Genomic DNA, 20,201 nt, shown 5'->3' with positions numbered 1-20,201 from the left:
ACTCTCATAGTGATGTCCTGACCACCAGTGGACAGTCAACTCGCTGAGTTCCCGACAGCTCAAGGGTCTCGATCAGATGTCGTGCAGCGTTGCGACCAATCTCGTAGTACGGCAGTTGCACGGTGGTCAGCGGCGGGATGAACAACTCGGCAATGCCGATCATGTTGTCATAGCCGAGGACGGCGACATCGTCGGGAATTTTCAGGCCACGCCCCAACAGCAACTGATAGGCACAAAAGGCAATGCGGTCGTTGCCACAGATCAAAATATCGAATTGGGGACGACCATCGATGACATGCCGGTCGAGGATAGCGGCTGTTTCACTGTAGGCATCATGATCGGAAAGGTCGTACTGCAGGAGCGTTTCAGGCGCCAGGCCGAATGCCTGACAGGCACGCTGCAGACCTTTTTGTCGCAGCCCCCATGCCAGACTCTGTTTCGGCAGATTGATACACAGAGGACGCTTATAGCCGAGGCTCAACGCGTGGTGTACGGCGCGGTACTGGCCCATTTCGTCGTCCGGCACATAGCTGACGAGGCGGCTGTCATCTGCCAGACAATTGGCGAGCACCAGAGGCTTGCTCTTCAATCGCTCGGGAATACATACCTGGCGAAACCCCATGGCGCTGAAGATCAAGCCGTCCGGACGGTGCGACAGCATCAGGTCGATGTTCTGGTCGGTGGGCGGATTGCTCAGCAGGTTGAGGATAAAGACATTCCAGCCGGCTTGCTGCGCGGTCTGCTCAATGGACAGCAGCAACTCGACCGCGAAGGGTGTGGTCGCGGTGTCCAGCGCGAACACACCGATGGTTCGCGACTGGAGGTTGTCACCGCGCATCTTGCGCGCTGACAGGCTGGGTACGAATTGCAGTTCATCAATGGCGCGACGCACCCGTAGGAGGGTTTCGGGGCTCAGCTTTTCCGGAGTATTGAGCGCTCGAGAAACCGTCATCAGGGACACGCCGGCCAGCTGTGCAACGTCTTTCACTGAAGTCATGCGAAGTGCGGCCGGTCAGGTTGACGCAGGATCATGACACAGGGCCCGGGCTTCTCGCGACCCGAATGACGACCCTCATGACCATCCTGAACCGAGCGGCCATGCCCTGGGGATCGAAACACGCCCGCCACTTCCGCTTGCCACAAGTTTCACGCCGAGACTGTCGGAGCGCGGATAGAGGCGACTGCTGAGACTGAAGCGACCGTTTTCATCGAACACTTCGATGGATGACCGGTCGAGAAACACGCGCAGTTCCAGTCGCTCTTGTGTCGGGTCTATCGAGACGCTGCGCTGGCCTGTGACTTGCGTACCCGAGCGGTTGCGGTCAAGCACCAGGCGCTGCAGTGACGCATCATAGTAGAGCAGGGTTTCTTCACGGCCATCATCGCTGCACCGCAAGGCGACTCCCAAGTGGCCGTCAGTGCAGCCGAGCAGATCCAGATGCACATGGATTTCGAGCATATCGCCATTCACTTCCGGTACCCAGCGGGCTCCCGACTCTCCCCACCACGGCGTACCCGGCAATAGCGTCATTCGCAGTGCGCTGAGCTCCCGTGCCGGATACACGCAAAGGCGATCGGCGCACAGTTCAAGTTCGCGTGGCAATCCGAGCATGCCGCACCAGTGATGGGCCTGGCTCGGCATCAGGCTTTCCCACATGTCCAGCCATGCCCATACGAGGCGCCGACCATCGGCGGCCAACAGCGTCTGCGCGGCATAGAAATCATGGCCGTTATCCAGCTCGATAAAAGGCCCGCCAGTGAAATTCCATTGGTTGTCCAGTCGACCCACACGGTAACCCGTCTGGTACTTGTTGAGCCGTTCGTAACCTTGGGATGGCATGCCTTGAGGAGAGTACAGCAGCACATCGCGTCCGTTCAGTCGGAACAGATCCGGGCACTCCCACATATAGCCATCGCCCTCCCTGCCGCCAGACACATAGTTCAGGAACTCCCAGGCGTGCAGATCCGTGGAACGGTACAGCGGGAGCAGCGGCAGATCGCCCAGACGTGCGCCGGCAATCAGGTACCAATAGTCATCCGCCTGCCAGACCTTTGGGTCACGGAAGTGCATGATGGTGTCTTGCGGCGCGCTGTCGATCACCGCGCCGTGTTTGACGAAGCGGATGCCATCGGTACTGGTCGCCAGGCACTGCACTTGACGGATGAAACGCTCGTCACCCACTTCCCCCAGCCAAGTGTGCCCGGTGTAGATCAGGGCCAGGGTATCGCCACACACCACCGCGCTACCGGAAAAACAGCCGTCACGGTCGCAGTCATCGCCGGGTGCCAGCGCAATGGGCAGGTGCTGCCAATGAACCAGGTCGGCACTCTTGGCGTGGCCCCAATACATCGGCCCCCATTTCGCGTCGAAGGGGTGATGCTGATAGAACACGTGGTACTCGCCACGAAAGTACACGACCCCGTTCGGGTCGTTCATCCAGCCTGCCGGCGGAGAAATATGATAACCGGGTCGATAGTCCTCGATGACGCGAGCTTGGCTGGCAGCCAGTGCGCGCTGCGCAAGGTCAAGGGTCGAAGACATGGGATCGCTCGGGGTATTCAAAGACAAGGTCATAGGGCGTTTGCTCGGATTGAGCGTAGAGAAAGGTCATCGGGCACGGATTCAATGGCTTGCGGGTGGCGCTGCAATGCCGTGCCGTCGCTGTCGAACAGGTGGATCTTGTCGATGTCCAGTTGCAGTTCGACCCGATCGCCTGTCTGCCATCCGGCGTTGACTTCACAGCGACAGATCAGTGGCTCGTCCTGCCCGCTATCCAGGTGCACATAGGTTTCACTGCCCAGGTATTCGACCCCGGTCACGACGACGCCAGCCGTTCCCTGCGCCGCTTTGAGCGACAGGTGTTCCGGGCGAACGCCGAGACTCAGCAGAGCGTCCGCCGCCAGGTTCGAGCTGTCGAAGGGCAGGGTGGTCATCCGCAAAACGGGAGCATCAACCAGGCTGGTTTCGCCCGGCGCATGCAGGCGGGCCGGGAGGAAATTCATTCTCGGCGAACCGAGAAAACCGGCGACAAAACGGCTGGCCGGGCGCTCATAGAGTTCGCGCGGTGAGCCGACTTGCTCTACACAGCCGCCGTTGAGCACAACAATTTTGTCGGCCAGGGTCATCGCTTCCACCTGATCGTGGGTGACGTAGATCATGGTTGAGCGCAGCCGGGCATGCAGCCGGGCGATTTCGTTGCGCATCTGTACCCGCAAGGAGGCATCCAGATTGGAGAGCGGCTCATCGAACAACAGAATGTCCGGTTCCCGCGCCATGGCTCTGCCCATGGCCACGCGCTGACGTTGCCCCCCAGACAGTTCCTTTGGCTTGCGTTGCAGCAGTTTGTCCAATTGCAGGATTTGCGCAGTTTTCAGCACTCGCTCGCGCAGGCTGCTCTTTTCAGTCCTGGCCAGTTTGAGACCAAAACTGATGTTGTCGTAGACGCTCATGTGCGGGTACAGCGCATATGACTGAAACACCATGCCGACGCCGCGCTCGCGCGGTTCCAGGTCGTTGACCCGCTGCCCGTCGATTAGCAGATCGCCAGCACAGATCGAATCCAGTCCGGCGATCAGTCGCAGCAGGGTCGACTTTCCGCAGCCCGAAGGCCCCACGAACACGACGAATTCACCCGCCGCGATCTCCAGGTTGATGTCGCGAAGAATCCGCGCGCCGCCCAATTGTTTGTTCACATTGTCCAGTTTCAATTTGATCACGATGCTGTTCCTTGTCTTTATTGGGCATCAACCCTTTAACGCGCCGGCAGTGAGACCGGAAACGATTCGGCGCTGGAAGATCAGCACCAGAATCACCAGTGGGACGGTGACCAGCACCGAGGCAGCCATCAACAAGCCCCAAGGCAACTCATGGGGGCTGCCGCCGGAAATCAAGGCGATGGCAACCGGCACCGTGCGTTGGCTGTCGGTGAGGGTGAAAGTCAGGGCAAACAGGAACTCGTTCCACGCCGCGATGAAGGCCAACAAACCGGTGGTGACCAGTGCAGGCCAGAGCAGCGGCAACAGCACGCGGGTGAGCGTCACCCAGGGTGACGCACCATCCATGATTGCCGCTTCCTCCAGTTCGTGGGGCAGTTGCCCCATGAACGTGGTCAGCACCCAGACGGTGAAGGGCAGGGTGAAAATCGTGTAGCTGAGGATCAACGCCCAGGACGTGTTGTACAGACCCAAGGCACGGATCACTTCGAACAGCCCTGACAGCACCGCAACCTGGGGAAACATCGACACGCCAAGGACCATCATCAATACCGTGCCACGTCCACGGAATTTCACCCGGCCCAGGGCGTAGGCGGCGGTCAGGCTGAGGAACAGCGCCAGCGTCACCACGCACAGCGCAACCACCAGCGAATTGCCAATCGCCCGCAGGAATGAGGCCTGGTGGAGTACCGCCGAGTAATTGGAGAAGTCTGGATTTTCGATCCAGTAGCTCACCTCGAACAGGGCGCTGGAGGGCTTCAGTGAGGTCACGATGGCGTAGTAGAACGGGAAAACCGCATACAGCAGCAAAACCCCGATCAGGCACCAGAACCCGAGGCGCAACAGTGCTTTTTTCAGCAGGCGCGGGCTCATGCGCGGACCTCCAGTTGACGGCGTCCGAGGTAGAGATAAAGCATGGCGATCACCGCGACCAGCAGAAACAACAGCGTCGACGCCGCGCTGCCGTACCCGACGTCCTGGAACTCCACCAGGTGCTGGCGGGCATACACCGACATGCTCATGGTGCTCGACGAGTTCGAGGTCAGCACGTAGATCACGTCGAATACCCGCAGGGAATCGAGGATACGGAAGATCGCCGCCACCAGCAGTGCAGGCATCAACAGTGGCAGCGTGACGCGCCAGAACACCTTCAGCGGATGAATGCCATCGACCCTGGCCGCTTCGTAGCAATCGCTCGGCAACATCTGCAGGGCCGCCAGCATCAGCAGCGTGACGAAGGGGACGGTCTTCCAGACGTCAACGATGATCACCGCCCACATCGACAGGTCTGCATCTGCCGTCCAGGCCAGGGGGGTGTCAATCAGGCCGAGGCTGAGCATCAGGTGATTGATGATGCCGAACTGGTCGTTGAGCATCCATGACCAGATCTTCGCCGAGACAATCGTCGGAATCGCCCACGGAATCAGAATCAACGCACGCACCAGAGAACGGCCGGTGAACTTGATGTTCAGCAGCAACGCCACCAACAGCCCCAGAATGACTTCCAGTCCCACCGACAGCACCGTGAAATACAACGTGTTGCGCACCGCGTTCCACCATTGCGGGTCGACGAGGATGCCTGACCAGCCGGAACCGCTGAACAAGAGATAGTTGCTCAAGCCGATGAAGGTTGCGCCACCGGTGTCCGCCAGGCTGGCGTCGGTCAGGCTGAACCAGAACGTGCGCAGCAACGGCCAGGCGGCCACAAGGGCCAGACAGACCAGCATTGGCGTCAGAAACAGCCAGGCAGCGCACACCCGGCGACGTTGTACGGGTGTTTCCCTCGTGGGCAGGAGCTCGTCGAAGGGGGCATGGGCAGTAGAGACAGACATGGTGATTTCCTTCCTTGTGGCTTACCAGTTCTGGCGTTTGATACGCGTGAGTTCGCTTTCCAGTTCGGCCAGTGCCTGATCGACGGGCAACTCGCCCGCCAGCACGCCATGCACCCGATCGAAGAACGCATTGGAGACCCGTGGATAACGGTCGGCGGTGATTGCGGCGGGGCGCATGACCCCGTCGTTGAGAATGCTGTGTAGCTGAGCGTAATAAGGCATGGCCGCGAGCAACTCGGGATCTTGATACAGCGACTCGATCACCGGGTTATAGGCGCCTGTCAGGGCACGATGTTTTTGCTCTTGGGCACTGGTCAGGTAGCTCACCAGCTCGGCGGCAAGTTTGGGATGAGCGCTGTAGCGCGATACCGCCAGGCCCCAGCCACCGAGGGTGGAAGCATGCTCGCCGTTCTCGCCGCCGCGGGGCAGGGGAGCGACGCCGACCTTGTCTTTTACGGCACTGTCCTGGCTTTGCACCAGGCCCCAGACATAAGGCCAGTTACGCATGAACAGCGCATTACCCGACTGGAATACGCCGCGTCCTTCTTCCTCGGTGTAATTGAGCACGCCGCGCGGAGAGATGTCTCCTACCCAGCTTTTCGCCAGCGTCAACGCGGCTCTTGAGGCCGGACTGTTAACCACGATGTCTCCGCGTTGATTGATCAGTCCGCCTTGTGGTTGGCTGCTGATCCACTCCAGCGCATTACACGTCAGGCCCTCGTAGGCACGTCCCTGAAAGATGTAACCCCAGAGATTGGCGTTCCCGGCGTTGCGCTCCGCCTGTTGCACATCCCTGGCGGTAGCGGTCATTTCCTCCCACGTCTGAGGAACCTGCTTTGCGTATTTATCGAGCAAGTCTTTGCGGTAATACAGCAGCCCCGAGTCGGTGAACCACGGCATCGTCACCAGCCGTCCGTTGACCGTGGCGTTATCGACTTGTGCCTGGAAGTAGCCTTGGGTCGCGTTGGCGGGAAGTACCTCACGCAGATCCATCAGGTGTTTGGCCAGCATCCCCGGCCACACCATGTCGATTTGAATGATGTCGATGTCGGTGGACTGCGCACTGAGGATCTGCTGGTAGAACGACAACCTCTCGGTCGCCGAGTTAGGCGTGGAGACCACCTCGACGTTGTTGCCAGTCTGTTTCGACCATGTCTCGACGGCCTCTTTGCACAGTTGCAATTCCGCCCCCACCGCACCGCACGAGATCGTCAGATCGGTTGCGCTCGAGACGGATGGAAGTGCGGCAGACAGGGTGATCAATGCAACGGGCAGGAGCGATTTCAGGTGTTTCATCGAGCGTCCTTTATTTTTGTTTTTAGAAAAGTTAACGTTAACATCGCCAAATGTAGCAGCGTATTTGCGATGAGGCACCCTTTTTTTCGTTGATTGCGACAACTCGCAGCGCAAGAAAAAAACGGCCGTTTGCGTCAACCAACAATAAAAACAAAACAGGGATTTCATATGCACAAAGCATCAGGCTGGCTATTGGCAGGTGTGCTCGGCACATCCGCGGCAACCGCACAGGCCGCAACACTGGAAGAGCGCATGGCCGCACTTGAAGCTCGCGCCAGCGCAGCGGAAAAGCGCGCAGCCACGGCCGAACAGCAGACCCAAGTACTTGCCCGGGAATTGCAGCAAATCAAACTCGCGGCGCCGCCCTTGCAGCCCGTCGCGTCTAACGCAACAGCCATTTCCGCGCCTGCACTGGATACCCGACTGGCAAAACTCGAAGCCCGTCAGCAAAGTCTGGATAAAGACAGCACTACCGGACACCTCTCCGATGGGTTCAGCTTCAACGGCTATGCGCGCTCCGGATTGTTGGTCGACGAGGGGCTGGGTGGCGGCCGTGGCGGCCCTTACACAACGCCGGCCGGCTCGGTGGGCGGTGCAGTCGGGCGACTCGGTAACGAAGACGACACCTACATGCGCATCGACCTGTCGAAAGAGGTCCATGCGCAAAACGGCACCCGTTCCAAATTCACGGTTTCCATCGCCGACGGTGTGGAAAGCTCCAATGACTGGACGGCGGACGAAAGCAAACTCAACGTACGCCAGGTATTCGCCACGCTCGACCATGTCGCTGCGTTCAAAGGCAATTCAGTGTTCGAGAACGCGACGCTGTGGGCAGGCAAGCGGTTCGATAGAGATAACTTCGATATCCACTGGCTGGACTCCGACGTCGTTTACCTGGCCGGCACCGGCGGCGGAATTTACGATGTGCAGATGAACAAGCACTGGCGTTCGAATTACTCCTTGATTGGGCGTAGCTACGGGGATTTCAGTCAGGGCGGTATTGATGCCGATGTGGAAAGTTACATTCTGACCTCGAACCAGTTCTTCGAGGATGGCCAGTGGCAGTGGATGTACAACGCCATCGGCGCAAAGAAAAACGATTTCGGCACCCGCACCAATAAAGCCGGTTTGACGCCTGCGGATAGCGGTTTGCACAGCATGCTGGCCAATCACCAGAAAACCTTTTTCGGCAGGGAAGGGTTCTTCAAAACGGCGCTGCTCTATGGGCAAGGCCTGGGGGCAGAGGTCAAGAACGTTGGCTCGGATGGTGAACTGATCGACGAGGCCCGCGCGCTGCGTCTGGCACTTTACGGTGAAACCCCTCTGAGCTCTGACTGGCGCATCGGCCCCAGCCTGCTGGCCGAACAGAGCAAGGATAGGTACGTCAAAGGTGACGACTACCGCTGGCTGACCCTGAACGTGCGATTGGCCAACACAATCAACAGCAACTTCGAAATGGCCTACGAAATGAGCTGGCAAACCATGAACCTCGACCCTAAAGGCTATCTACAACGTAATGCGGTCGATGGTAACTTCTGGAAATTCACTGTCGCCCCGACGTTCAAACTTGACGTTGGCGATCTTCTCACGCGGCCGGAGTTGCGAGTGTTCGCAAGCTACATGAACTGGTCTTCGGATCTGGACAAATTCAGTACTGCGGACTCCTTTGGCATGTCCGACTTCCAGGCGGGAGGGGTATGGCAATACGGTATACAGATGGAAACCTGGTTTTAATGGTTGAACGCAATTGCGATAGTGCAGTGCTGGAGCGGCGAAGGATGCTCCAGGCTAATGATGTCGTTTCTTCCCAGGATGGATGATTACCCAATGCTCAAGTTCAATGCTCATCTCGGTTTCCAATTCAATGAATTGCCTTTTCTGCAGCGCATCGAAGCCGCCGCAGCCGCCGGTTTCCGGGCGGTGGAGTTTCCGTCGCCGTATGAATTCGACGCAAGTCTGCTTGCCGACCATCTAGCCCAATACAGTTTGCCGTTGATTCAGTTCGCCGCCCCGGCTGGCGTGACCAAAGGCATCGCCGCGTTACCGGGCATGGAAGTGGAGTTTCGCGATGGGTTGCGCCAGGCCGCCCGCTACGCAAAGACGTTGGCGTGTTCGGATGTCCACATCATGTCGGGCGTTACAACGCAGAATGACGCTGAGCGTATCTACGCGGGCAACCTGGAATATGCGGTCAAGTACTTCGAAGACCAGGGGCTGCGGCCGCTTATCGAAGTGATCAGCGCGGAGGCGATGCCGGGCTACTACATGTCTGACTTCAGCAAGGCGCAACAGATTCTGGAAACCTTCCCGAGTGTTGGGCTGATTCTTGATCTTTACCATGCCCAGCTTTTGACTGGAGACGCAGCCGCTTTGCTGGCGCGGTTTTATGACAGAACCGTCCATGTGCAGATTGCCGATTGCCCGGGGCGTCACGAGCCGGGAACGGGGAATATCGAATTTGCTGCGTTGTTCGCGGCGCTGGAGCAACGCGGCTACGCGGGATGGATCGGGTGTGAGTACCGTCCTTCTGGATCTACTGTTGCGAGTCTTGACTGGATCAAGCAGCTAAGTGCTTAGGCTCTGGATTCAACTTGGAGGCGCGCCTGCAAACCGCGATCGAGGCCGGTGAACTGGCGCCCGATAGGGATCTGTCAGCGTTGGCTGTGCTTGTGTCATCGCGGCTGCACAGCCTCTCGCTTCGCGCGCGTGCAGGGAAATCCCGAAAAGAACTGACGGGGCTGGTGCGCAAATAACGCTGTCAGCGTTATTTGCGCTTGAGCACATTCGGGTCGTTGCAGCGCTGCTGCAGTCGCGTCGCCCGCGGGGGCAGACCCGCTCCAAGCGTGCGTTTATCAAGCGGGCACAGATGCAACAACTCTTCTTCGACGATGCGATTGCTCAGGCCCAACTCCAGTTCCGGGCAATCGAGATCGAGCCAGTCACCGTGTTGCAGTGGGGGTTCGCTGTCAGGGTGGCCCAGGCCATGAAACACGTAGTGGACCATGCCTGGCTGCACGAACTGTTCGTGCTGTTCGAGGAATGCCTGGGTGTATTTGCGCAGTGAGTGCCATTCCTTCAGATCGATATCGTACTCGCGATAGGAGATTTGCCTGTCCTGACGCTCGATACGAGCGTTGATCGACAATCGACACTGCAACTCTCCAAGAATCATTGCCGGAGCCAGTGCGCATTCGCGAAGACACGCCTGGTTGGCGTCCGGCGAGTCGAGGTTGCCGAGCAGTGGATCGTGCACTTCATTACCGATGGTGAATCCGACAAAGTGCAGTTTGCCGAAGGAGTCGACCATATAAATGCAGACGATTCCCGGTTCACTGGCAATGCTCAGCGCCTGATAAGGGATGTTGAGCGCCTCGCCTTGCGTCTTGAGCAGACTGCCGTTGCCTTTGTAACTCCACGCCTGCTTTTTCGACAGCGTCAGGTTGACCGTACTGACCTGGGCGAGCAAATTATTGCCGGGTTTGAGTGGTGGCTGCAGGTCGATGTCCTGGGTGCTGTCACTGGCGGGCAGATGCTTGAGATGCTCGGCCCAGCCGCGATGCCAGCGACTGCAATACTGCAATGTTTCATACAGCCCGCCCTGTTCGGGAAACATGCGCAGGCTCTGGCCTGTCTGGAAGTCGAACACACCGATGCCTCGGTGTTCATGCTGGCAAAGGTCGAGCAGCATCAAATAATATCCCATGATCTCTAATCCTTGAGGGGTAGGCTGATCGGCAACGCGTTCGCGGCTGACAGGGCAGGGAGGGGTTGCAGATTGTCGCGCAGACCCAGCGACAACAGCAGGCCGCCGATGCTCCCGGCCAGTGCGACATACAAAATCGATGGCAGGCCGAAATGCATCGCGGCGTAACCGGCGACGGCGGGTGACACGCCACCGCCAAGGATCTCGCCGAACCCGACGACAATGCCGGTGGCAGTGGGAAGCAGTGCAGGTGGCACCGACTCGCTGGTCAACGGCCCGACAGTCATGCAGATCAGGCTGAAGTTGAAGAAAGACAAAAGGAACAGCAGGAGAAATAACAACCCGGTAATGGCCGGGCTGATGATTAACAGCCCCACCAACGTTGCGCTGGTCATGAAGGAAACAATGACCACCGGTTTGCGTCCCAGTCGGTCCGACATTGCCGGAATGATCAACTGACCGATAAAACCACCAACACCAAGGGCGGATATCACGACGGCCATCGACAGCGTTTCAAGGTGCATGTAGTCCGTGAGGTAGCTGGGCAACATGGCACACAGGACGAACTGGCAAGTAAGAATGCAAAACATGATCAGGATGTTCAGGCTGACATTGCCGCTTTTGAAGGCACTCAACCAGTTCGCCCAACCCCTGCCTGATGCGGGTTGCTGATGTGCCGGCAAGGGCGCGGGTCTATAGATTTTCCACAAATAGCCGGCCAGCAGGAGACCGGGCAACGAGATAATCGCGAAAACTATACGCCACGAGTCGAATAGCTCCAACAGACTGGCAGCCAGCAATGGCCCCAGGCACAGTCCGAGAATCGGGAATAATGCCTGTTGGAAACCCAGATTCTGTCCGCGGCGCTGCGGATGCGAAACCTCATCGGTGACGATGATACTGGTCGGTGTGAACGCGCCTTCGCAGAGCCCCATCAGCCCGCGGATAACGACCAGCCCGAAAAGTCCCCCGGCCAGAGCCGACATCCCCGAGAGCAGCGACAGCACTGCAATTGACAGGACCAGCGCGTTCTTGCGACCCAATCGATCGATCACGTAGCCCGCGCCCAGGGCTGAAAAGCCCCAGGCGAAGGCCAGTGCTGCCGACAGCATGCCGAGGTCCTGATAATCCAGCTGCAAGTCACGCATGATCACGGGAAACAGCGGCAGAATGATAAAGCGATCAAGCCCGACGAGGCCGAAACTCAGGGACAGCAGCAAAACCATCCGTTGTTCATATTGCCGCTTGGGCGGCGCAGCGAGATTGTCTCTGATCATCGTTCATCCTCCATGTGAAACCATTAATCAGGTGCAATGAAGGGTTTGCGAAAGAGGCCGAGAAACCTTGGCGTCCTACAGACCGCCAAGATTTCTTGCAGACTCAAACGTAGCCCCGGCAAAACGTGGGAATCAGGCTACCCATTCACCCACGGCCATTTCGGCGGTGAAGCCTGGGCCGAAAGCTGCCAGCATGCCGACATCGCCGGAGTTAAGACCCGACTCAAACTGTCGCTTGAGCACGTCGAAAACCACAACGCTGGCAATGTTGCCGGCTTCGGCGAGGCTGTTGCGCGACTGCGAAACCCGGTTCGAGGCAAGGTCCAGTTGCAGGACCAATTCGTCAAGAATCTTGCGGCCGCCAGTGTGGAAGATGAAGAAGTCGTTCTGCGCACAGTTCTGTTCAAGAGTGTCGTAGTTGAGTTTCTCCATAATCGGCGCGACATCTTTAATAGAGTTCATGACGGCTTTGTCCAGGGTAAAGTGGAAGCCGGTGTCCTTTACATCGTATTTGATGTAGTGCTCGCTCTTCGGCAGGAAGAAAGAGTTGGTGGAACGGATTTTGAACCCTGACGCCTGATCATCAGCGCGCAATACGCAGGCAGAAACAGCATCGCCAAAAAGTGCAGCGGAAATGAACGCATGCAACTTGGTATCGTCAGGCTGATAACACAGCGACGAGAACTCCAGCGAGACAATCAACACGTGATTACGCGAATCCAGTTTGGCGAAGTCATTGGCCCGGTTTATTGCTGCAGCGCCGGCGACGCAACCGAGCTGAGCGATCGGCAACTGCACGGTAGAAGTCGGCAGGTCCAGATCGTTGATCAGGTGTGCGGTGAGCGATGGCATCATGAAGCCGGTGCACGAGGTGACCACCACCATACGGATGTCATTGGTCGTTAAGCCAGCGTTTTCAATGGCTTGACGGGCAGCGGCGGAAGACATCTGGCGGGCTTCACGCTCATAGACGATGCTGCGGTGAGTGAAGCCGGTGTGCACCGCCAGCTCGTCGATCGGCAGGATCAAATGCCGCTCGTTGACTTCGGTATTCTGGATCATACGCTTGGCCAGGGCCATGCGCGGATGGTCGGCGTGCAGGCTCTCCAGATGTTCAATCATCTGTTGTTGAGTGATCTTGTTTTTCGGGAACATTACGTGCGGGAGACAAAGAGTCGACATGATGAGTCCTCGGCCATATAAAGCCAATAAATGGTTTTTGGGATAATTCCCGATTTAAAATAACGGCAGTTTGCTATCCCCGGAGGAACAAGGATTAAAAGCTTTTGGCGAGTAAGTTTTTTTTATAAGTAGCGCAATTCTTGTTTTGATATTCAAACGGTCGAGCGTCAGAAACTAACGCTCGACGGTTTTATTTATACGTCCAATACAAACTTGTAGGCGTATTGCCAGGCCAGATTGCTTTCGCGCACATGTTTGCGTACGACCATGCGTACCGGCGCGCCGGTTTTCAGTTGTTCCGGGTGAGTGACGTCAACGATTTCCGACGCGATCACCAAGCCATCGTCCAGACGAACCATCGCCATGCAGCGAGGCACTGTTTCGCCGTAGCCCATGGCGGCAAGGATCGGATTCTCGGCGTGAGCCATGACTTCGATCTTGCCGCTGCGTGCGCAGCGGTACGGTTTTACGTTGAGCGAATTGCAGGCGCCACAAACTGTACGACGTGGGAAAAAGATTTCCTTGCAGTCTTCGCATTGACTGCCTTCCAGACGATATTTGCCGCCGTGTTCTCGCCATTCGCGAAGCATGCTGGCAGTGGTCATCCGATGAATCTGTTCGGGGTACATAGACATGGTCCGGCTCCTTAGTCGTTGGAAAGAACGATCACTGAGTTGTGGGCGGCATAACCTCCCAGGTTTTGCGACACGCCGATGCGCGCTCCCTTGACCTGGTTGTCGGATTCACCGCGCAACTGACGGAACAGTTCGGTGATGTGCAGAATGCCGTCACAACCGGACGCGTGACCGCGCCCAATGTTGCCGCCGTCGGTGTTCAATGGCAGCGGACCGTCAATGCCGATGCCGCCTTCCAGAACAAAATCACCGGCCTGACCCTGCTTGCAGACCCCCATGGATTCCATCTGGATCAGACCCGCGCCGAGCAAGTCGTAGACCTGCGCGACATCGATATCCTTCGCGGTGATTCCGGCCTTTTTATAGGCGATTTCAGCGCAAGCGATGGAGTTGGCCGACACCGCCATGCCGACATTTTTTGGCAGGCCCGGGTGATGCAGGGTCGGGTTGTGAAAACGCGTGCCGAAGTAATGGGAAACGCCTGTATAGGCACATCCGCGAACGAATACTGGTTTGTCCGTGTATTTGTGAGCCAGATGTTCGGCGACCAGAATCGCGCAACCGCTTGCTTCACCCCAAGCCAGCATCGAGCCAAAGGCTTCGCTGTTTTTCAGGGTATCGATAGATGGAATCGGATGGCCGAAGCGCGTGGCATTCGGGGTGTTGTGCGCATAAATACGCATCTGCCGGCCAAAGGTCGCCAACACATCAGCTTCACGCCCGGCATAACCGAACTTTTCAAAGTATTCCGCCGTCGCCAGGGCAAAAGCATCGGTGTGGGAAATACCCAGGAAGTAGTCGTACTCACATTCGGTACTGGAACCGATGTATTCGGCATAGTTGAAGTGGTCGGTCATCTTCTCGAAGCCGCCGACCAGAACAATATCGTATTCCCCGGAGGCAATCATTTGATGGCCCATCTGGAACGACACGGAACTGCTGGTGCAGTTGGCGGTGCTCATGAACGTCGGCGCCGGGCTTATGCCCAAAGTGTCGGAGATGGTCGGGCCGAGACCGCCATATTCCGAAATGCCCTCGCCGTGATAACCGTAGGCCACACCCTGGATTTCCCGAGGATGCATCCTGGCGTCTTTGATAGCTTTATAAGCCGACTCGACGATCATTTCCTTGAACGTCTGCCGGACCCTGGAACTTCCCGGTTTCGGCGTATAGGCGGCCGAAACGATTGCAACACGACGTGCGCACATGTACATGCTCCTTGCGTAGACAGGCGAAATCAGAGGTAGGCGGTGAGGGCGTAGTCAGCTCGCAAATACTTGAACTCGTATTTGATGGACGTGCCGTAATCTACGTACAGCTTGTTTTCGAGCGATTCGCGCAGTGGACTGTTGCGCTTTTGGTAGGCCTCAATGGCCGGGGTGACCGTCAAGGCAATTGCGTCGCTGCCGGCACCGAAACCGTAAGACACCAGCAGGATTTTTTGACCGGGACGCGCCTGGTCGAGCACGTTAATCAAACCGAGGAGCGGGCTGGCAGCACCGGTGTCACCAACGCTGCTCGCGTAGATGCCGGGCTCAACCTGTTTCGGATTGAATCCCAGATGCTTGGCGAGGGAGTAGGGCGTGGACACCAGATTCTGCTGGAACACGACGTAATCGTAGTCCTGCGGGCAGGTGCGCAATTTGGCCATTAAGCCTTCCGCCGCCCGGCGAGTCTGGTCTTCCAGACCGATGCTGTTTTTGTCCGAGCCAAGCCCCATCCCGGAGCGAATATAACGATCGCCTTGCGGGCGAATGTTGTCGGCGACATCGGCTGCACAAGAGAAATTGCCATCGAATTCTGCGATGACATTCTCCGTGCCCACCAATAATGCTGCCGCACCGGCACCCGCATAGGATTCGGTCAGATCACCTGGGGCGGTGTTGCGATTGATAGTGTCGGCGCCGATTGCAAGGGCGCTGCCGGTCATGCCGGAAGCGACCAGTGCCTGGCAAATCTGCAGCGCAGAAGTGCCGGATTTGCCCGCGAACTGGACGTCGGCGCAATAGGCGTCATAGCCGGAACCGAGCATTTCGAGGATGACAGAGGCCGAGGCGCGGGAGTCATAGGGGTTGGTGCAAGTGCCCAGATACAAAGCCTCGACGCTACTGCCGGGGGCCATATCCAGTGCACGCTGGGCGGCCAATACACCGAGAGTGATCACATCTTCATCAGGTTGAAGAACGGCTCTTTCGACCACCCCCAACTGGTTTTGCACGAGATGCAGATCGGTGTTCTTCCAGACGTTAATCACTTCTTCGACTTTCAAGCGACAAACGGGAACGCCAGTGCCATAGCTCACTATTCCTGCTTTTTTCACGTTCATTTTCCTTTTGATTCCATTCGCTGTCAGAAAACAAGGGTGTCGCGTCGCCGTATATCGTGAAACATACGGAAAACTATCTTTAAAGCCCCCGATATCGGAGTTTTGTCGTTTAGCCAGCAAAATCAGCCGCTTGGAGTTTCCGGACGGTTACTCAAAAAAGGGCGCTGATACTGCCACTTTGCCTCTCTCACTGCTATGATACGGTACGTATCGTTTCAGAATTAAATCTGCAGACTCGATAGTGCAAGAGGACGCTTACTTGCTCACACACCATGCTCGAGGAGTCGGAAACCCCTAAAGTAACCAGAAAAACCCGAAGCGAACTGATTGGAGTCAATGTTCAGTGCGTTTACTCAACTCGAAACGAAACGGACCGTTTCGTTGCGATTTTCGGAAATCCTATACCTTGCATTGTATTTGTCAAGCACCCTGCCTGGAGAATTTACTGTGGCTCGTACACCCTCTCGCAGCTCCATCGGATCCCTACGGAATCCCCACACGCACAAGGCGATCATCAGTTCGACGATTGAGATCCTCAAGGAATGCGGTTATTCGGGACTCAGTATTGAGTCGGTTGCCCGACGGGCGGGAGCGAGTAAACCGACGATTTACCGTTGGTGGAGCAACAAGGCCGCATTGATCGCAGAAGTCTACGAGAACGAAAGTGAGCAGGTCAGAAAGCATCCTGATCTCGGCTCATTAAAAGCGGATCTCGACTTTTTGCTGCACAATCTCTGGAAAGTCTGGCGTGAAACGATTTGCGGAGAAGCATTTCGCTGCGTCATCGCCGAGGCTCAGTTGGACCCTGTGACACTGGTTCAGTTGAAGAACCAATTCATGGAGCGCAGAAGGGAAATGCCGAAAAAATTGGTGGAAAATGCCATCAGCCGTGGTGAGTTACCGAAGGACACCAATCGAGAACTTTTGCTGGATATGATCTTTGGATTTTGCTGGTACCGGTTGCTGACCGAGCAGTTGGAGATGGAGAAAGATATCGAGGAATTTACGACTCTTTTACTGAACGGTATCAGTTCGAAGGGATAATTCTGGTTTTCGAGATGTTCCCCTTAGCCTTGTCGCTGGGGGAACATTTTTTTTGCGGGGTCAGGCAGCGCCGAACTCTCGATACAGTTCTGGCAGGAAACTGGCCAGATGGTTGAATTCGCACAGGTCATGAACGGCGAATTCATAGGCGAGGGTTTCCAGTTCCGCTTCGCCGAAACCGTTAGCCTCCATCAGTGCGGCAGCCTTTTCGGCACCAGGAAAACGCGACATCGACGGATGACTGCCGACCCAGTAGCGGCTGGTGAGATAGAGGCCTTCCGGAGTTTCTTTGAATAGGTGCACCATCAGCGACACCGGCACCTCGGGTTGTTCCGCCAGGCTCATCAACGCGCTGACGCTTCCGTCGATTTTCGCTTCGCGGTACAGATCGGCACGCAAGCCCAGTTTTTCCGGGTCCTGGAAGTGGATATGCAGGTGCATCAGGCGATCACCGACATATTCCGAGGCGCAGAAGGTGTTGCCGTACAAGCGCTGTTCGAAACTCAGGGACGTCTGCTTGAGGCGTTCGTGATTGACGCAGGGATTGCTGACATGGGCATAAGGAAACCACAGGGTATAGCGTTCGGCTTCCAGCGGGTGCCACATGAACCACCATTTCAGCATCGCTGCGGTCGAGCGCGGGAAAAACTTGCGGCTCTGGACATACGCCATTGGCCCGGGCAGCAGGGCGTATCCCGATTCCTCGCTGACGAAGTCTGCCTCCAGCAACCGATTGATGTCCTCGATGCTCGGCGTCAGGGTCTGTTCCAGCGGCAGTGGTCCTTGCTGGATCTTGCACACGGCGGACAGGGGGACATTCATCTGCGCAGAGAAATACTTGGCGTAGGGTTTGTCCTTGATCGCCTCGCGATTGCGCAGGAATTGCTTCTGCATCGGCAGAGAGAAGTAGGTGAACGGGGTCATTACGCGCGCATCCATTGCGATGTTTTCCTTTGGCTAAATGGCCTTGGACCTGACAACATTCGTCGCCAATATCCATGCCTATCGAGGTATGTAGGTGATTTGAAGCTAAGCTTCATAAAAATAAAAGTCAAATTTGAATTTGAGTTAATAGGAGTTCATGCTCGTGTACGGTCCGAATCAGGCAGCCTCTCTACGTGCTCAGCGACAAGATGGCCGGGTGACCCGCCAGCATATTCTGGAGACAGCAGGGCAGTTGTTTGCCGATCTGGGGTATGCCAACACCACCAGCAAACAGGTCTGCGAGAACTCCAACTCGAACGTGGCGTCGGTCAATTATCACTTCGAGAACAAGGAGGGCCTGTACCGTGCCGTGCTGCTCGAAGCCCATGAACGCCTGCTCAGCATCGATATATTGTTCAGCTTGAGCCAGAGCCCTGCCTCTCCTGAGGACAAATTGCGTTTGATCATCACCGTCCTGATCGAGCGTGTGCGCAATCATCGAGATGCCTGGGCGCTCAAGGTGTTGAGCCGGGAATTGCTGTCGCCTTCGAGTCTGCTGCCCTCGGTGCTGGAGCAGCAGGCCTATCCGAAAGCGAAGGTCTTTCGCGGCATTCTGGGGCAAATCCTGGGCATGCCGGACGATCACCCGACCACGCTGCACTGTGCGCTGGGCGTATTTGCGCCTTGTCTTTTCCTGCTATTGGCCCACGAAGCGTTGAGCGAGAACGTGCTGCCGGGTCTGAAAATGGAACCCGCCGTGCTGATCGAGCACATGATGACTTACGCGCTCGCGGGCCTCAAAGCCGTGTCGGCGCAATAGCGAACGCGATCAGCTATACCCATCGATAACGCCCGCGTCACGGCGCGGGTCAGGTTTGATCAGCGCCGTGTCAAGCAAGCGGATGCGCGGTTCCGAGTGATACGCGCCCGCGTCGTTGAACCGCAGAAATGCGCGCGAGCACTGGGTGCAGCCCCAGACGCTGGCAATGTTGTAGGGGAAAAATTTGAAGCAGATGGGCGCGTCTTCCGACCAGAAGTGCGTTCCGTGCGGGTGGTATTCATCGAGCGTCTGCTCGTCTTCCTGATCGTCCGTCACATGGCCAATGAGCCGCAATAACGTGCCCGACGCCAGTGCGGCGGGCAAACTCTCCCAGCCCCGCGACAGCCCCCGGATACACGAACAGGTTTTGGTTTCCGTGGATGAGTGCACGGCGAGCTGCTGAAGGTTTTCCGGTGTGAGTGTCATTGTCATCAGGTTCCAGACGGTTAGCGCTCGGGTTCAGCTTGGGGTGACAGCGGGCTTTTTCAAAAAGCTTGCGATTCTTGGCAATGCAAATTGCAGTATTTTCGGCATGGTGTGAATAGGCAATTGGCAGCAGGCGAAATACAACGCCATGGTCGGGGACAGGCTGACGCCAAGCGCCGACCACAAGAGCCCGACATTTCTGTTGCCACCGTTCAATCCCATGGTGAATTTCGCGATCAGCGTTCCGGGGTACAAGCTGCCCAGGAGCAGTTGCATGGCGAAATTCACGCCGTAGGCCAGCGCGATCATCGAAAGGGCCAGTGACGGTTCATTCAAGATGATCTGCTGCATGCCGGCCATTGTTCCGATCGCAAACAGAAACAGCGCCATCACCACGACGCCGTCGATCGCCAGGCCATGGTGAGCGACGAAACCGTGGGAAAACCGTCGTATCAGGATCGCCACGCCCTCGGCCCCGCCGATCAATATGGCCAGCCTGATCGCCAGATCAGCAGGATCGATGGACAGGGACAGGCCGTCTGCGAACAGGTGGAGGATGAGCGGGGCGGTGATCGGAATAATGGCCATCGAGCACAGCGCAGTGACCAGCGACATCGACGGATCCAGCCCGAGCATTCTGGCGACGGCGGCATTGCCACTGGCCGGCGGTGCGGCAACGGCAATGGCAATGGCCAGCGACAGTTCCTGATTGCCACTGAGATACAGCGCCGCCATGCCGAACACGTACGGACACGCTACTACCATCAGCGCTGGAAATATCAGCGATATCTTCAGGTTTTTTGCTGCTTTGATCACTTCAGCGTTGTTGATGCGCAGCAGCGTACCCAACACAAAGATAAACACCATGACCGGCAGTAGCGGTCTCGCCAGATCTGCCAGATAAGGGATTGCCAATCCGATTGCGCACCCGGAAGCAAGGACCGTGGGGCCTCTGCGGGTAATTTCGGCGAGGATTCGATGCATGCAGGGGGTCTCAAGAATGCGTCCCGTGAGGGGACGCT

19 protein-coding genes are annotated in these 20,201 nt (G+C 57.1%); 4 read left to right on the top strand and 15 right to left on the bottom strand.

Annotated features, from left to right (window positions below):
* Positions 1-4: 4 nt before the first annotated feature.
* The 6 genes from KI231_RS14600 to KI231_RS14575 form a co-directional block, all read right to left on the bottom strand.
* Complete coding sequence (locus KI231_RS14600) at positions 5-997, bottom strand: LacI family DNA-binding transcriptional regulator (RefSeq protein ID WP_213028713.1); 993 nt, start codon at positions 995-997, stop codon at positions 5-7.
* A 75-nt stretch (positions 998-1,072) separates the two neighbouring features.
* Complete coding sequence (locus KI231_RS14595; protein WP_213028712.1) at positions 1,073-2,575, bottom strand: glycoside hydrolase family 32 protein; 1,503 nt, start codon at positions 2,573-2,575, stop codon at positions 1,073-1,075.
* Positions 2,572-3,717 carry an ABC transporter ATP-binding protein gene (locus tag KI231_RS14590; RefSeq protein ID WP_213028711.1) on the bottom strand — a complete coding sequence of 382 codons (1,146 nt, stop codon included), beginning with the start codon at positions 3,715-3,717 and terminating at the stop codon, positions 2,572-2,574. The genes KI231_RS14595 and KI231_RS14590 overlap by 4 nt, the downstream gene beginning before the upstream one ends.
* 27 nt (positions 3,718-3,744) lie before the next feature.
* Entirely contained in the window at positions 3,745-4,587 is an 843-nt protein-coding gene (locus KI231_RS14585) for a carbohydrate ABC transporter permease (protein WP_213028710.1), read from the bottom strand.
* Positions 4,584-5,546 carry a carbohydrate ABC transporter permease gene (locus KI231_RS14580; protein ID WP_213028709.1) on the bottom strand — a complete coding sequence of 321 codons (963 nt, stop codon included), beginning with the start codon at positions 5,544-5,546 and terminating at the stop codon, positions 4,584-4,586. Before KI231_RS14580 ends, KI231_RS14585 begins: the two co-directional genes overlap by 4 nt.
* Before the next feature lie 21 nt (positions 5,547-5,567).
* Complete coding sequence (locus tag KI231_RS14575; protein ID WP_213028708.1) at positions 5,568-6,842, bottom strand: ABC transporter substrate-binding protein; 1,275 nt, start codon at positions 6,840-6,842, stop codon at positions 5,568-5,570.
* Between the two features lie 168 nt (positions 6,843-7,010).
* On the opposite strand from KI231_RS14575, the gene KI231_RS14570 reads away from it, so the two are divergent.
* Complete coding sequence (locus tag KI231_RS14570) at positions 7,011-8,576, top strand: carbohydrate porin (RefSeq protein WP_213028707.1); 1,566 nt, start codon at positions 7,011-7,013, stop codon at positions 8,574-8,576.
* 93 nt (positions 8,577-8,669) lie between these two features.
* Positions 8,670-9,419, top strand: coding sequence for a hydroxypyruvate isomerase family protein (locus KI231_RS14565; protein ID WP_213028706.1), 750 nt, complete (start codon positions 8,670-8,672; stop codon positions 9,417-9,419).
* 187 nt (positions 9,420-9,606) lie between these two features.
* On the opposite strand, the gene KI231_RS14560 is transcribed toward KI231_RS14565, so the two are convergent.
* From KI231_RS14560 to KI231_RS14535, 6 genes are all read right to left on the bottom strand, one after another.
* Positions 9,607-10,545, bottom strand: a complete 939-nt coding sequence (locus KI231_RS14560; protein WP_249412147.1) for a fumarylacetoacetate hydrolase — start codon at positions 10,543-10,545, stop codon at positions 9,607-9,609.
* A gap of 5 nt (positions 10,546-10,550) precedes the next feature.
* Entirely contained in the window at positions 10,551-11,771 is a 1,221-nt protein-coding gene (locus KI231_RS14555) for an MFS transporter (RefSeq protein WP_249412146.1), read from the bottom strand.
* 183 nt (positions 11,772-11,954) lie between these two features.
* Positions 11,955-13,004 (bottom strand): type III polyketide synthase, encoded by a 1,050-nt coding sequence (locus KI231_RS14550; protein WP_213028793.1) that lies wholly within the window; start codon positions 13,002-13,004, stop codon positions 11,955-11,957.
* Between the two features lie 194 nt (positions 13,005-13,198).
* Positions 13,199-13,639 (bottom strand): Zn-ribbon domain-containing OB-fold protein, encoded by a 441-nt coding sequence (locus tag KI231_RS14545; protein ID WP_103301999.1) that lies wholly within the window; start codon positions 13,637-13,639, stop codon positions 13,199-13,201.
* An 11-nt stretch (positions 13,640-13,650) separates the two neighbouring features.
* Positions 13,651-14,847 (bottom strand): thiolase family protein, encoded by a 1,197-nt coding sequence (locus KI231_RS14540; protein WP_213028704.1) that lies wholly within the window; start codon positions 14,845-14,847, stop codon positions 13,651-13,653.
* Positions 14,848-14,876: 29 nt separating this feature from the next.
* The gene (locus KI231_RS14535; RefSeq protein ID WP_103301997.1) at positions 14,877-15,965 is read right to left on the bottom strand and encodes a hydroxymethylglutaryl-CoA synthase; all 1,089 of its coding nucleotides are present in this window, start codon (positions 15,963-15,965) and stop codon (positions 14,877-14,879) included.
* Between the two features lie 447 nt (positions 15,966-16,412).
* On the opposite strand from KI231_RS14535, the gene KI231_RS14530 reads away from it, so the two are divergent.
* Positions 16,413-17,009 (top strand): TetR/AcrR family transcriptional regulator, encoded by a 597-nt coding sequence (locus tag KI231_RS14530; protein WP_103302446.1) that lies wholly within the window; start codon positions 16,413-16,415, stop codon positions 17,007-17,009.
* 60 nt (positions 17,010-17,069) lie between these two features.
* On the opposite strand, the gene phlG is transcribed toward KI231_RS14530, so the two are convergent.
* Positions 17,070-17,948 carry a 2,4-diacetylphloroglucinol hydrolase gene (gene phlG / locus KI231_RS14525; RefSeq protein ID WP_103301996.1) on the bottom strand — a complete coding sequence of 293 codons (879 nt, stop codon included), beginning with the start codon at positions 17,946-17,948 and terminating at the stop codon, positions 17,070-17,072.
* A 202-nt stretch (positions 17,949-18,150) separates the two neighbouring features.
* On the opposite strand from phlG, the gene KI231_RS14520 reads away from it, so the two are divergent.
* Entirely contained in the window at positions 18,151-18,753 is a 603-nt protein-coding gene (locus KI231_RS14520) for a TetR/AcrR family transcriptional regulator (protein ID WP_249412144.1), read from the top strand.
* Positions 18,754-18,762: 9 nt separating this feature from the next.
* Here the strand turns inward: KI231_RS14520 and KI231_RS14515 are convergent, their stop codons facing one another.
* Positions 18,763-19,185, bottom strand: a complete 423-nt coding sequence (locus KI231_RS14515) for a hypothetical protein (protein WP_213028703.1) — start codon at positions 19,183-19,185, stop codon at positions 18,763-18,765.
* Positions 19,186-19,212: 27 nt separating this feature from the next.
* The gene (locus tag KI231_RS14510; protein WP_213028702.1) at positions 19,213-20,163 is read right to left on the bottom strand and encodes a hypothetical protein; all 951 of its coding nucleotides are present in this window, start codon (positions 20,161-20,163) and stop codon (positions 19,213-19,215) included.
* Positions 20,164-20,201 lie beyond the last annotated feature (38 nt).

Source organism: Pseudomonas sp. Seg1, from assembly GCF_018326005.1.
In the GTDB taxonomy this organism is placed as follows: domain Bacteria; phylum Pseudomonadota; class Gammaproteobacteria; order Pseudomonadales; family Pseudomonadaceae; genus Aquipseudomonas.
Note: the sequence above shows the minus strand (reverse complement) of the source record. Positions and strands in the feature narration are given on the sequence as shown.